Here is a 12591-nt window from a genome sequence, read left to right on the forward strand (position 1 = left end):
CGGCGCTATGGCGCCTCATAACGCTCCAGGATGAGGATATTGAGTTCTTCGCGCGGCCAGTAGTTTTCCTTGACCATTTCGAAGGTCGTCGGCCCGATCTTGGTCACGCCCTCACCGCAGAATGAGACCAGGTTGTCGGTACTGCCCTTGTCGATGACGAGCCGGAAATTCTCGATGCCGCCACCGGCCCAATTGCCACCCGTGGTCAGGATGTAGGAAATCCAGCTTTCGGTGAACGGCGCGCCCCAGGGTTCGTCCGGATCAGGCAGTGTCTTGCGCACCGCAGCGACGAAATTCTCATCGGTACAATATTTGCGCCGATATTCCGCGGCCGGATCATACCCATCCTCATAGGGTTCGGACAGAAACGACACCCCGGTCGTTCCGCCGACGCTGGGCGTATAGCGATGCTCAACGGTAACCGTTTCACCCGCCGGGAAGGTCGCCTCCCAGGTATAGGTCGCACGATAGGTCCAGGCCGGCCAGTGGTGGGTTTCCCAACCCTGCCCCGCGTCGTATTCATCTGGCATGGCCAGGCCCAGATGCAGGAGCTCGGCAAGCCCCGCCTCATCCAGCCCATCGACTGCATCAATCGCCTCCTGGCTGATCGGCACCAGTGGAATATCAAGCTTTGTCAGAAGCTTGGTCCGATCTACACCGGCCGCAAATGCATATTCGTGCAGTTCTGCCTCGACCGGCTCGCCCTCGAACCTTGTCTCGAACCCGAACAGATTATCACTCGCCCCCATGGGATAGGCCACCGGCGAGAAATGATCCGGCACAATGTCTGGCATAGGAAAGGCCACCAGCAGATCGTGGTCCCGGTCGCTGTCATTCCGGAACCGATAGACGACACGGATCTCTTCGCGCGAAATGAACAGCTCCTCGCTCTCCATGGCGATTTGGCCATGCGAGACAAATTCCAGCCCACCCGTTGTCAGAACCGCCGCCGTATCATTGCCGAATGCCGGCGTGGCCGTCAGCACCAGCAACGCTGCGAAACATCTCCTCATCACGGCCCCCTCTCCTCCACGCCGGCATCCCTAGCATGCCGCGCCCGGCCGGACACGGTCAAACCTGGGGCGAACGGGCTAGATATTTGAACCACTTCCGCTCTAGCGCCGCATCGAGGTCGATACCATTGTCGCGCGCAAACAGCAGTAGCATGGCAAGGACGTCTGCCGCCTCATCCTCCAGCGCCTGCCGCACATCGGCGGCATCGGCCCCCTTCATCCGCCCGCGGCCGGTAGCGCGTAGAAATTCGGCAACGAGTTCGCCCAGCTCTTCCTGCATCTTGAGCAGATACCAGTCATCGTCGCGGGTAATGTCATTGCGCGAGGCGTAGATATCGGACACTTCCGCGACCAGCGCAGTAAGTTCGGCCAGCGACCGGCTCATACCGCAATCGGTGCAGCAATGCGGGGGTGCGGGTCGTAGCCTTCGAAGGCAAAATCCTCGAAGACGAAATCTTCCAGCCGTTTGCGCTCCGGATTCATCACCAGCTTCGGCAAAGGTCTCGGTTCACGCGAGAGCTGCAGGCGCGCCTGCTCGAAGTGATTGCTATAGAGATGCGCGTCCCCCAGCGTGTGCACGAAATCTCCAACCCCGAGGTCGCACACCTGCGCCACCATGTGGGTCAGCAACGCGTAGGACGCGATGTTGAACGGCACGCCCAGAAAGCTGTCGGCCGAACGCTGGTAGAGCTGGCAGCTCAACCTGCCATTGGCGACATAGAACTGAAACAGAGCGTGACATGGCGGCAGCGCCATATTGTCGACCTCGGCGGGGTTCCAGGCCGAAACGATATGCCGGCGGCTGTCAGGCTTGCTGCGGATCTGCTCGACAACGGCCTGCAACTGATCAATCTTGCGTCCATCAGGTGCCGGCCAGCTCCGCCATTGCGAGCCATAGACAGGACCCAGATCGCCATTTTCGTCGGCCCACTCGTCCCAGATGCTAACGCCGCGCTCCTGCAGCCAGCGGACATTTGTTTCGCCGCGGATAAACCAGAGCAGCTCATAAATGATCGATTTGAGATGCAGCTTCTTGGTCGTGACCAGCGGAAAGCCCTTCGAAAGGTCGAACCGCATCTGATAGCCGAACAGGCTGCGCGTACCGGTACCGGTCCGGTCCGATTTGTCGGTGCCGTTTTCGAGAATGTCGGAAAGGAGCTGAAGATAAGGCTGCATGCGTGAATTCTACGGCGATTCGCATTCATCGGCCCGGCGGGATTTATGCGTTTTCAACTGACACATCCTGCGCAACGGTGTTGCTACAGAAAGAGCGCACGACGAACGAGGTGACAATATGGGCCGGCCCAAGACCGATCTCGACCACAATATTCTCGGCTCACCGATCCCCGGTAAGCTGATCCGCCCAATCCAGCCCATGCCCGATTTCGTGCGCGCCGCCCTGGATGAACGCGGGCTCATGGCGTTTTATGAGGCCCGCCCCGCCTATCAGCGCAATGATTATCTAATGTGGATCAACAACGCCAAGCGCAAGGACACCCGCCGCAAGCGCTTGGGCCAGATGCTCGAAGAACTGGAAACAGGCGGGATTTACATGAAGATGAAGTGGAACGGCTAGCGTCAGCCAAGCGCGCTCCGCAACGCCGTTTTGTCACGCTCCCAGACATGGGTCTTGTCGATATGCGCCAGGGACCAGGCAAAAATTGTCTGCATCTCTCGTAGGTCGCGCTTTGCGACAGCCTCTTCGAGCAGTTCGTTCATGCGCATCTTGGCCGGCAGATGCCCCGGCGGTCCCAGCCGCTCGAACTCCACGCCAAACCCTTCTTCTACCCAGCCCCCCACCATCCCGGCAAACTCTTCGGACACGAGGAAGGCGCTCAGTTCCAGGATGAGCAGCGTGACCGTGTCATTGTCGAAGCTCTCCGACCGGATCACCACCCCGCTCTGCTTGGGGTGCCATTCCGGGCCAAGCTCTTCGAGAAAGAACCAGCCACAGAAGAAACCCCGGCAGACATCGGGCCGTTGCGCATAGACGGTACACCCCTGCCCCTCGGCGCAATGCATGCACATTGTATTGGCCGGCTTCAGCAATGTTTCGCTGTGGATAGGCGGGAAGGAACAGCAGGCCGTGCAGCCATTGCAATCCCTGCCGCTCAACGGCTCCATCGACATCGGTTGAAACTCCCTTGCCGGACCAACATGACCGCGCGCCACACGGTTTGTCCAGCGCCACAAACGAACCAAAATGAACGCATGTGAAAGACTTGATCTTTCGTTTTCTGGCTCTACTCTGCCCCACAAGAGGAGACCGGCATGCGACAGCTTCTGGTGATTTTTCTGCTTGCGGTAACGGGAGGCGTGACCTTGGCCCAGGACAACCGGATCGACCAGCGGCTGCCCGATGCGCCCGAACTGGCGCAGCCTGGACCGCATGCCGTCGGGGTCGTGACGATCGACCTGCTTTACACCGACCGGCCCGATGTGCTCTCCGGCCCCCAGGCCCGATATGATCGTCCCCTTCGCCTGGAAATCTGGTATCCCGCCGATCCGCACACGGCCGGCACCGGCGGCAGCTACTCCAACGTTCAGATGGCCAATAGCACCGTGACGGTGACGCTGCATGGCCAAGCCGTGCGCGATGCCGCGCCCGACCAGGCCAGCGGCCCCTATCCGCTTGTCATCATCTCGCACGGCTATCCAGGCAATCGCTATTTGCTCAGCCCGTTTGGCGAACACCTCGCCAGCCATGGCTATGTGGTCGCCAGCATCGACCATTTCGAAAGCACCTATGAAAACAAGCTGGGCTTTGCCAGCACCCTGGCGAACCGCTCACCTGACCAGCTCTTCGTCCTCGACCGCATTGCGGCGATGTCGGCCGAAGATGATGGATTTCTATCCGGTCTGGTAGACGCCGATAATAGCGCGATCATTGGTTACTCCATGGGCGGCTACGGCGCTGTCACGAGCGCCGGTGCGGGACTGTCCGAAGCCGCCATGGGCTCGGGCATGGCACCACCAGGGGCGCTCGACACCCTCGCGGCCAATTCGGACGCCTATCAGGCTGCACGCGATCTGCGCCTGAAGGCTGCCGTCGCCATCGCGCCCTGGGGCGCGCAGCTTGGTCTCTGGGACGAGGCAGGACTGGCCGGTATCGAGATACCCCTCCTCGTGATCGGCGGCACCCAGGACGAAATTTCCGACTATGCCGGCGGCATCCGCCGCGTCTTCGAGGGCGCCGTCAACGCAGATCGCTATATGCTCAGCTTCCAGGGCGCCGGGCATAATGCAGCGGCCCCCATGCCGCCGCCAGCCGAAGCCCTGCAACAGGGCGGCCCAGGCAGTCCTTATGAGCACTACGCCGATTTTGTCTGGTCAAACGTGCGGATGAACAATATCGCGCAACACTTCCTGACGGCATTTTTGGGCCTGACCCTCAAGGCAGACGACAGCCTGGCACGCTATCTCGACCTGGCCTCATCTCCCTGGACCGAGCCAGCCGGCGACCGGACCTGGCCCGGATTTGCTCCGCGCACCACCAGGGGCCTGGTCGTCGAGCATCTGCCGGCCGAACGCTGAACCTCAGCACCAGTCTTGGCGATAACCCTGCCATTCATGCGCCAGCCCCTCGGCTACCAATTGGGCGCCGAGGGAATGCCCATCGCGCATCGCCACACGCAGCTTGCGGCCATATTGGTCCTCATCGCGCCCGTCCTGCACCAGCGCGAAGGGACCGGCATTGAGCAATTCCCGCAAACGTTCAGTCGCGCGCCGGCCCAGCACGGCCTCCTGCGAGCATTGTGGCGAACTGACTTCGGGGGTGTTGATATCGGCAATGCGGATCTTGGTGCCATCAAGCCAGAACGTATCTCCGTCCACGACACAGGTAATACGTAGGGAACCCGAACAGATGCCGAATTGTCCCGAATAGTGCTGGCTTGCCGCTGGCGCCGCTCGATCATGCGTGCCTAGCAACCAGTCGCTCAGAGCGCTCCCATCGAGCATGGTGGTCACACCGCCCCCCACACCGAGGGCAACAAGCATCAGTGGCAGCAGCGGTAAAGTGTCCAGCACCCCACTGCGCCGCCTGCGGCCACTGCCGCGCCGCGCAAAGCCTTGTCGTGACGTGCTCATGCCTGCCCTCTTGTGGGCCCTCAGCATGATCACGAGTTGTTAAACAGAGCTGAATCGATCCATCCCGATTTGCATCCGCTTGCCCCCTCACCTATATAGGGAGTGCTCGCAAGGGCTATGGCAATAAACGGTCATTGTAATAAACCCATCGGACCCGGGGGCAGTACCCGGCGTCTCCACCATCTCCCCTCCTTTCCAGGGAGGAGCCAATGGGGACGAAACAGGATCGACGAGGGCGTAAAGAGTGTGCTTTTGCTCGGTGAGGTACCACCGTTATCGGTCCGAAACTTATAGTTGCTAATGACAACAATAAGGCTCCGGTCGCTCTCGCCGCGTAAGCGGTGCTAGCACTGGGAATTTAAGTCCTCCGCCCCTAGCCGGGCGTCAGGCGGGGTTCGCAGGCACCTGGCAACAGAAGCCTGCACTCAATTCCATTTGCTTGCAGTTCCTGCCGCCTTTGTTCTTGAATTTCATGGGAACGTAGGGCTGATATGGGCCGTTCGGGATTCGATCCGAACTCAAGAGGAGATTAGGGCACTATGGCCGAAGACCACATGCGATACGACATTCTCGCCCAGGAAGCCCTGCGCGGCGTCGTGCGCAAGGTTCTGGCCGAGGTGTCGCGAACCGGCCTGCCTGGCGAGCACCATTTCTTCATTTCCTTTGCTACGCGCGCGCCCGGCACCCGCATCAGCGAGGAACTGCTCAAGCAGTACGACAAGGAAATGACCATCGTGCTGCAGAACCAGTATTGGGATCTCAAGGTCACCGAAAGTGCCTTCGAGGTCGGCCTGAGCTTCAACGGCCAGCCCGAAATGCTGCACATCCCGTTTGCGGCCATCAAAAGCTTCTTTGACCCCTCGGTGCAGTTTGCGCTGCAATTCGACCCGGCCACCGCTCCCGACGAGCGCGAGGCGGATGAAGCCAACGCCGACGCAGTGACCGAAGCGGCATCGGGCGAGGCTGCGTCCGAAGAAAGCAGCGGCGAAAAAGTGGTCAGCCTCGACGCGTTCCGCAAAAAGCCCTGAAAACCGGTCAGGCATGGAAAAGCGCTCCTTCTCCATTGCCGGCCATCGCACCTCAATTGCGCTCGAGCCGGAATTCTGGCGCGGTCTGGAGGACATGGCGTCAGCCCGCCAGTTGAGCCTTACTGGCCTTGTGCGCGATATTGACGAGAACCGGCACACCACGAACCTGTCTTCGGCCATGCGGCTTGCGGTTTTGGCCTGGTATCGGGACCGCCCCGTTACTGACCCGGAAAAAGCGGGATCGGCTGGTTGACGCCATTGCCGATGGGCTGGTTCACCCCGGGCTGAAAACCGAGATTGAGCGGCCCCGTAACCGGCCCCTCGTCCCCGGCCTCCTCTTCAGTCTGTTGTTCCTGCAGCAACTGCTCTTCCTCGAGCCGCTGCGCTTCTTCCTCCGCAGCCTGCCGCGCGGCTTCCTCAGCGGCGCGCCGGCGTTGCTCCTCGATCAGCCTGTTGCGTTCCTGTGCCGCCGCACGCTGCCGCGCCTCATCCTCAAGTCGCAAAGTCTCGAGCCGCTCGACTTCCAATTCATTGGCCCGCACCTGGATGGCCGCCACCATCTCACTGAGATCGACGCGCACCACCGGCGCCAGTAGTGTACCGGTCACCTGCGCAATGATCCGGGCCGTGTCAGGTTCCACCAGTCCATCAGGATCGACATAGTCACGCGGGGTCAGCACATAGTTGCCGTCCAGCCCGAGCGTATCGAGCACCAGGTTGAGGCTGCCGGCCAGCCGTCCGCCAACCCCTTCGATAATCAGATTGGCCACGCGCACCGTGCCCCCGGCAATGGTGAATGCGCCCCGCGCGTCCTCGGCCTCGAAATCCCCTTGCGAAAGGGCAATGCCGATCAAGGTCTCAAGTGCAACGGCTTCCATGTCCAGCACATTTTCCAGGCCCGCAATGGCCGGAAAAACCGACGGCGACAGGCCCTGCGCGACGAAATCGGAGAACGCGAAATTGCCTTCCCCGGTCATGCTGCGCACGGTCTCTCCCAGGCTCTCGCCCGTGCCTTCAAATTGCAGCCCGGCAAACAGATCGCCCGACAGGCCCCACCCGATTGCTTCAGGTACAATATCGTCCAGCGCCACGCTATCCAGCGTAACCTGTCCGGACACCGTACGCGCCGAGAGCGAACCGGCGCAGCATTGCTCAATGGACAGCCTTAGCGTACCGCCGCCGATCGCGCCGACAAGCCGGCTGATCGACACTGATTCCGGGCTCCATACAAAATTGAAGCTGGTCTCCCCCAGCAAGTTCAATCCCCCATGGGTCAGCGATCCGGTGGAAACCGCGATCTCGCCGCGGGCCGGGCGCGGCACGGCATTGGCCGCAAGCGGTCCTTCGGGCCAGATTGCTGACGTATCGCCGATCTGCGCACCGCGCCCGAACATGGCTGCCGCAAGCCCGCCAAGCCCCAGGGAATCGGTGTTTATCTGCCCGCTATAGCTCGGCAACTGCCCCAGACGCTGCATCTCCAGATAGCCGCCAAACCCGGCGTCCCCGCTCGCCCCCGCAATATTGTCCAGTGTCAGCCGCCGCACGCCTTCAAAGGATATCGCTGCGCTGGCCTCGACCCCGGGCAGGCTGGCGCCACGCGCGCCGACCAGGCTGGCCAGCCCGCTTGCATCATCAAGCAGCACGTCGAGCGTGCCATCGCCGCTGATTTCGCCACTCTGCGCCACCCGCAAAGCGCCGAAATAGCTCACCGTCTGACCGCCCTGGCTCACCGCCATGCGCCCATCAAATCCGTCCGGGCCGCTGCCCTCGAAGAACAGGCTGGCGACTAGCGCTTCGTCCCCGGTAAACAGCGGAACATCGGTCAGCCCGAGACGGCCAAGCGTTGCCTCGCCATTCTCGGCCTCCAACGAGGCCACCAGCCGCAGCTCGCCCGTGGACAGACCCGAAAGGCCGGCGCTCATCTCGGCACGCAGGTCGATAGCCGCCGCCGCCAGATCGCCGCTCAGTGTCAGCACCTGGCCCGCACCCTCCACGCCCTGCTCCGCCTCGGCAATCAGAAACTGCAGGTCCGCCGGCCAGGTACCGGCCAGGCCCTCCTGCCAGCCAAACGGCACACCGGCCATTTCATAGAGCGCCATCAGCCCCGGCGCATCGCTGTCCGTCACCCCCAATTGCCCCGACCCAGTGACATGGGGTTCGCTCAAACTCCCCGACAGGCGCAGCGCCGCGCTCAGCATGAGGCCGCCCCAATCCGATGCCGAAAGGCGCGAGAACCGGATCGCCTCGGGCGACCATTGCGCTTCGGCCACAAGATCAGAGGCAATCAGCCCCATCACATCAGCGTGCTCGGCCGTGATGGAAAAGCTGCCATCTGGGAAGCTGATTGTGAAATTGGCGTCATTGACGGCATCGGGAAACAGCGCCAGCAAGGCTGCGGTTTCGCGGTCATCCAGGCTCGCCAGTTCCAGCACCGTATCAAGCCGCGGCTCGGCGCCAAATCCAATCCGCAACTCCAGCTCGTGGTTTTTGCCATCCACGTTCAGCCGCCCATGGCTCAGCCCGAACGCATCGTCTGCCAGCATCAGCCGCCCCTCAAGGCTCCCCGGTGTGTTGAACAGCGGGCTATCCTCGCTTGGCCGCTTCCACAATTGCGACAGCGCCTCCAGCCGGGCTGCCACTATGGTCACATCGCCCTGCAGGCCAACCACACCATTGTCATTGGAGACCACGCCGGCAAACCGCATCTCGGTTTCCCCTGGCAAGCGGCCGACAGCCTGTTCGATGGTCCAGTCGGTACCATCGCTGGTGGCGTCGACACGCAATTCGCGCAGGGCAAAGCCGCGCAGGCCCACTTCCGCCAGATCCACCCCCAGCCGTCCCGGCATGGGTGGAATGGGTGGTGCGGGCAGTTCGGACAACATGCGCACAAATTCATAGGGTAGTTCGCTGGCCACCTCAGTGGCATCGCGCGGCGGCAATGAGAACACCCCGCCCGACACTACGGCGTCAAAACTGCGCCGCAGGCCCAGTTGCACGCTCGCAGCGCCGGTCAGGCGCATACCGGCCCGATTTTCATCCGGCTGCAATGTATAGCCCGAGAGCACCACGCGGTCTGTCGATACTGTAACCGCGCTTTCCAGCACCAGATCGCCGCGAATATCGTCGGCGCGCTCGGCTTCTGGTGGCGCCTGCCGATAGGCCAGGCTCCCCTCGAAGCGCGGCGCCGCACTGGCCGACAATACGCCCTCCAGGGTCACAGAGAAGGCCCCCAACGCCTCGCGCACAAAGCTCGACACCCGCGCATTGCCCTGGTCGTCCGCAGCACCAGAATTGAATCTGACCTCATAGCGTGCGTCGTCATAATCGGCCCGCCCCTGAAACTGAAACGGTCCGGCAAAGCTCGAAAGCCGCAAGTCTCCATCGATACGCCGCGCGACAAAGGTCTCGGCCGACCGCAGATCCTCCAGCCGGACGCTGCCATTGGAAATGCGTGCATGCCCCAGCGCCACACCGCTGCCCGCCCCGCTCAGATCCACGCCGCTGCCGAACAGCCCGTTCTCATCCACGGTCAGGTGCACGACCGGGCTTTCGAGGGAAAGTGCCGTGACATTGTAGATATCGCGCAGAAAATCCATCAGCACGAACTCGGCCTCGACCGCGCCGACCGTTGCGGCGGGTGCTTCGGCATCGCCGACGATCACATCGGAAAACGCCAGGCGCGGGCTCGGCAGCAGCGAAAACGAAATGTCGCCGCGAATCGAAACCTCGGCGCCCAAAACACTGGTCGCCAGCACTTCCATGCGGTCACGATAATCGCCCCACTGGATGAAGCGCGGCGCGAGAAAGGCGCCGGCCAGCACCACAATGGCAAAGAGGCCGACCACGATATAGATGCGATTAAGCACTGTGCCTGTTCTGCCCCGGCTGAAACTGGCGTGAGTGTAGGCACTTGCCGCGCACAAGCAAGCCGCCTGAGCCCTTTTTGAGCATACGAAAACGGCCGGGCAAACGCCCGGCCGCCGTCAAGGACAAAGGGACTTCGACCCGTGCCATCGGCAAATTCGTTCCGGCGGAGCGAATTTAGGGGAGAAGGCCGCGAGAGCTAAGCTCGAGTGGCTGGACCTCAAAGAGTACCGATGGACCAGAACATGGTCTCGCCGGAGCTGTCGTCCACGCCGTCATTGTCGGTGACCACAAAGCCTTCGCCACTGGCGTCGATGGCAAAGCCTTCAACCTTGTCCAGCACATAGCCACCAGTGGAGGTGAGGTCGGGAATAAAGTCACGTACCAGCGTCTTGGTGACGGTCGGCAGTTCGCCGCCCAGTTCGCCCGCCACCAGTTCGGCAACCGGCACGCTGTAGAGCGCCTTGAGCTGGGCCTTGTCGCCAATCTGGTTGTCGCGCTCGACGATATAGACCAGGTCGCCATGGGCGGTGATTTCCGAAAGGCCAACCCAGGCCCCCTCGGCAGGTGCTTCGAGTGGATAGTTCACCGCACCCCATTCGCCGCTGGCGATATTGTAGGACACCAGCTTGACGGTGCCCTTGGCGTCGTTCTTCCACTCGCGCTGGATGGCGATCCACAACGTGGCATCGTCGCCTTCACCAATCATGGTGACGCCTTCCGAACCAAAGCGGATTTCCTCGGCCAGCAATTCAGCCGGGAATGGCACTTCCTTGGCAATTTCGCCGTCCGCATCGACGCGATAGAGCGAATGCGGGATCAGACGGTCGGTGCGGCCTTCCGAAGCCAGCCAGAAGCCACCTTCGCCGTCGAGGGTAATACCCTCCATGTCAAGCTTCTGGGCCGGATGGCCGTTGCGGGTCACCACGGTCTTGGCCGTGATGCGGGCCGGCATTGCCGTGGCATCAATCGTATAGATCGACGGCTGTGCGCCCAGGAAGCTGTCCGAAACACCGTAGAGCATGCCCGGCTTTTCGGCATCGGCGACGAGGCCTGACAAGGCAACCCATCCCAGCGGACGGCCATCGGCGTCGAGGTCCGACATGATGTGCGGATAGCTCGGAGCATCCGCTTCCGCGAGTTCGAAGATCATCACATGGCTGCGCGCCAGGCCATCGGCACCCAGATCGGTCTCATTGGCCGTGATCAGCAGGTTGCGCTCGGGGATCGCCACCGCGCCCTCCGGGCCAACGCCCGATGGAATGGCCTGGACGAACTCCGGCTCTGCGCCGGTGTCCTTGTAGATGGCAACCAGCGAAGCGCGCTCCAGGCCGATCATGAGATAGGTGTCGTCGCCGAACTTGGCCACGTCCACGCCTTCGGGCTCCACACCCTTGGCGTCCGAACGCCCATCGGGATAATGGCCGTACTGGGCCGCCAGATGATCGAGCGAGGCGCCGCTGTCGAACAGCATGTCGCCGGCCTTGTTGAAGATCGAGAAGCTGCGCGAACCGCCATTATAGTCGCCCTCATTGGCCACCACAAAGCGCTCGTCGTCGATCCACTTGACCGCATCGGGCTCACGCAGGCGCTCGGCCTGCGAGCCTGTAAAATCGAGCGAGCCATTGTCCTCGGTGTCAATGTTCTCAAGGTTCACCGAACCGGCGGAAAAGTGCGCCGCTACCTCGCCCGAATTGCCATCGACGATCACGAAGTGATTGTTTTCCTGCAGCGAAACGACGACTTCGTTGAGGCTGTTGATCGACACATATTCCGGCTCCGGATCGTCACCTGCCACGTCGGCGAGGCCGGTCAGGTCGACGATTCTGAGCGTGCCGCAATCCACGGCGCCGTCGGCAACGTTCACCAGCGCCAGCGCACCGGCCGGCAATTGCGGAAGTTCGCCGTCATTGAGATCTTCGTCGCGCTCATTCTCGATGGCAATAGCGATCAGCGAACCATCGGCATTGCGGGCCACCGAATCCGGCTGGCCGCCCAACTCGCACGAAGCCTCAACGCTCTGGGTGTTGAGATCGATGGTAGCCAGATGGCCCGAAGGCTCGGTGTAGCTCTCCGAGGTGTTGACGCCGGCAAAGATCTTCGCGCCATCGACCACCACGGTCGTCGGCTCGCCATCCAGCGCAAGGAAACCGGCGGCCTTGGGCATGGACGGATCGGTAATATCGATAAAGCCGATGCCACCAGCCGGGCTGTCCGAATAGATCAACGTCATGCCGTCGTCCGACACGGTGATGATTTCGGACGAGGTTTCTTCTGCCTCAGGCGTGTTCAACGCGACCGGAAAACTGGCAATGCGATTGAAATATTCGGCGGCCTGCACGCCAGCCGTGGAAAGGAGCAGAGCTGCGCTCAGGGCAGCGAGACGCTTTTGAGCAATCATGAATTGGGTCCCCCAGAATGATGCGGGCCCGGCTTAGGACCGCGGGGAAACAGATCGATGACGCTGGCATGACGTTCCGGTGACAAGCCGGACTTCTATACAGGACCGGCCGCCACCCCTATATTGGCCAGTAGAACAAAATGAGATTCGTCAAGGCTCGGCCGCGCACCTGCCCTGGATCGCGCGGACCTTGGAA

General features: G+C 61.8%; 11 protein-coding genes and 1 other RNA gene. 5 read left to right on the forward strand and 7 right to left on the reverse strand.

The features are described 5' to 3' along the window. Window positions 1-5 precede the first annotated feature (5 nt). The 3 genes from GO014_RS06605 to GO014_RS06615 are packed head-to-tail and all read right to left on the reverse strand — an operon-like array spanning window position 6 to window position 2189. Window positions 6-1013: a DUF4424 domain-containing protein gene (locus GO014_RS06605; protein ID WP_157289566.1), complete on the reverse strand. Its 1008-nt coding sequence runs from the start codon at window positions 1011-1013 to the stop codon at window positions 6-8. Between the two features lie 58 nt (window positions 1014-1071). Further along, window positions 1072-1398 (reverse strand): MazG nucleotide pyrophosphohydrolase domain-containing protein, encoded by a 327-nt coding sequence (locus GO014_RS06610; RefSeq protein WP_157289567.1) that lies wholly within the window; start codon window positions 1396-1398, stop codon window positions 1072-1074. Then, the gene (locus GO014_RS06615) at window positions 1395-2189 is read right to left on the reverse strand and encodes a thymidylate synthase (RefSeq protein WP_157289568.1); all 795 of its coding nucleotides are present in this window, start codon (window positions 2187-2189) and stop codon (window positions 1395-1397) included. The genes GO014_RS06610 and GO014_RS06615 overlap by 4 nt, the downstream gene beginning before the upstream one ends. Window positions 2190-2307: 118 nt before the next feature. Here GO014_RS06615 and GO014_RS06620 point away from each other — a divergent pair, with 118 nt between their 5' ends. Beyond that, window positions 2308-2589 carry a YdeI/OmpD-associated family protein gene (locus tag GO014_RS06620; RefSeq protein WP_246204388.1) on the forward strand — a complete coding sequence of 94 codons (282 nt, stop codon included), beginning with the start codon at window positions 2308-2310 and terminating at the stop codon, window positions 2587-2589. Between the two features lie 2 nt (window positions 2590-2591). Here the strand turns inward: GO014_RS06620 and GO014_RS06625 are convergent, their stop codons facing one another. Then, entirely contained in the window at window positions 2592-3041 is a 450-nt protein-coding gene (locus GO014_RS06625; protein ID WP_157289569.1) for a hypothetical protein, read from the reverse strand. 243 nt (window positions 3042-3284) lie between these two features. On the opposite strand from GO014_RS06625, the gene GO014_RS06630 reads away from it, so the two are divergent. Further along, complete coding sequence (locus GO014_RS06630; RefSeq protein ID WP_157289570.1) at window positions 3285-4547, forward strand: alpha/beta hydrolase family protein; 1263 nt, start codon at window positions 3285-3287, stop codon at window positions 4545-4547. 3 nt (window positions 4548-4550) lie between these two features. Here the strand turns inward: GO014_RS06630 and GO014_RS06635 are convergent, their stop codons facing one another. Continuing rightward, entirely contained in the window at window positions 4551-5102 is a 552-nt protein-coding gene (locus tag GO014_RS06635; RefSeq protein WP_246204390.1) for a thermonuclease family protein, read from the reverse strand. A 65-nt stretch (window positions 5103-5167) separates the two neighbouring features. Between GO014_RS06635 and ssrA the strand changes: the two genes are divergently transcribed. From ssrA to GO014_RS06650, 3 genes are all read left to right on the forward strand, one after another. Continuing rightward, window positions 5168-5528: a transfer-messenger RNA gene (gene ssrA, locus GO014_RS06640) on the forward strand. Window positions 5529-5641: 113 nt separating this feature from the next. Next, window positions 5642-6130, forward strand: a complete 489-nt coding sequence (locus GO014_RS06645) for an SspB family protein (RefSeq protein ID WP_157289571.1) — start codon at window positions 5642-5644, stop codon at window positions 6128-6130. Window positions 6131-6143: 13 nt separating this feature from the next. Continuing rightward, complete coding sequence (locus GO014_RS06650) at window positions 6144-6383, forward strand: ribbon-helix-helix domain-containing protein (RefSeq protein ID WP_116588297.1); 240 nt, start codon at window positions 6144-6146, stop codon at window positions 6381-6383. Here GO014_RS06650 and GO014_RS06655 read toward each other — a convergent pair. Further along, window positions 6349-9996 (reverse strand): AsmA family protein, encoded by a 3648-nt coding sequence (locus GO014_RS06655; protein ID WP_179952929.1) that lies wholly within the window; start codon window positions 9994-9996, stop codon window positions 6349-6351. The genes GO014_RS06650 and GO014_RS06655 overlap by 35 nt on opposite strands. A gap of 218 nt (window positions 9997-10214) precedes the next feature. Then, the gene (locus tag GO014_RS06660; RefSeq protein ID WP_157289573.1) at window positions 10215-12395 is read right to left on the reverse strand and encodes an esterase-like activity of phytase family protein; all 2181 of its coding nucleotides are present in this window, start codon (window positions 12393-12395) and stop codon (window positions 10215-10217) included. Window positions 12396-12591: the final 196 nt, after the last annotated feature.

Origin of the sequence: Devosia marina, assembly GCF_009758415.1 — a bacterium.
GTDB classification, from domain to species: Bacteria; Pseudomonadota; Alphaproteobacteria; order Rhizobiales; family Devosiaceae; genus Devosia; species Devosia marina.

Bases quoted from the DNA above. Each gene is read 5' to 3' on its own strand.
- GO014_RS06605 (WP_157289566.1), bottom strand. From the start codon at position 1,013: ATGAGGAGATGTTTCGCAGCGTTGCTGGTGCTGACGGCCACGCCGGCA.
- GO014_RS06610 (WP_157289567.1), bottom strand. From the start codon at position 1,398: ATGAGCCGGTCGCTGGCCGAACTTACTGCGCTGGTCGCGGAAGTGTCC.
- GO014_RS06615 (WP_157289568.1), bottom strand. From the start codon at position 2,189: ATGCAGCCTTATCTTCAGCTCCTTTCCGACATTCTCGAAAACGGCACC.
- GO014_RS06620 (WP_246204388.1), top strand. From the start codon at position 2,308: ATGGGCCGGCCCAAGACCGATCTCGACCACAATATTCTCGGCTCACCG.
- GO014_RS06625 (WP_157289569.1), bottom strand. From the start codon at position 3,041: ATGTGCATGCATTGCGCCGAGGGGCAGGGGTGTACCGTCTATGCGCAA.
- GO014_RS06630 (WP_157289570.1), top strand. From the start codon at position 3,285: ATGCGACAGCTTCTGGTGATTTTTCTGCTTGCGGTAACGGGAGGCGTG.
- GO014_RS06635 (WP_246204390.1), bottom strand. From the start codon at position 5,102: ATGAGCACGTCACGACAAGGCTTTGCGCGGCGCGGCAGTGGCCGCAGG.
- GO014_RS06645 (WP_157289571.1), top strand. From the start codon at position 5,642: ATGGCCGAAGACCACATGCGATACGACATTCTCGCCCAGGAAGCCCTG.
- GO014_RS06650 (WP_116588297.1), top strand. From the start codon at position 6,144: ATGGAAAAGCGCTCCTTCTCCATTGCCGGCCATCGCACCTCAATTGCG.
- GO014_RS06660 (WP_157289573.1), bottom strand. From the start codon at position 12,395: ATGATTGCTCAAAAGCGTCTCGCTGCCCTGAGCGCAGCTCTGCTCCTT.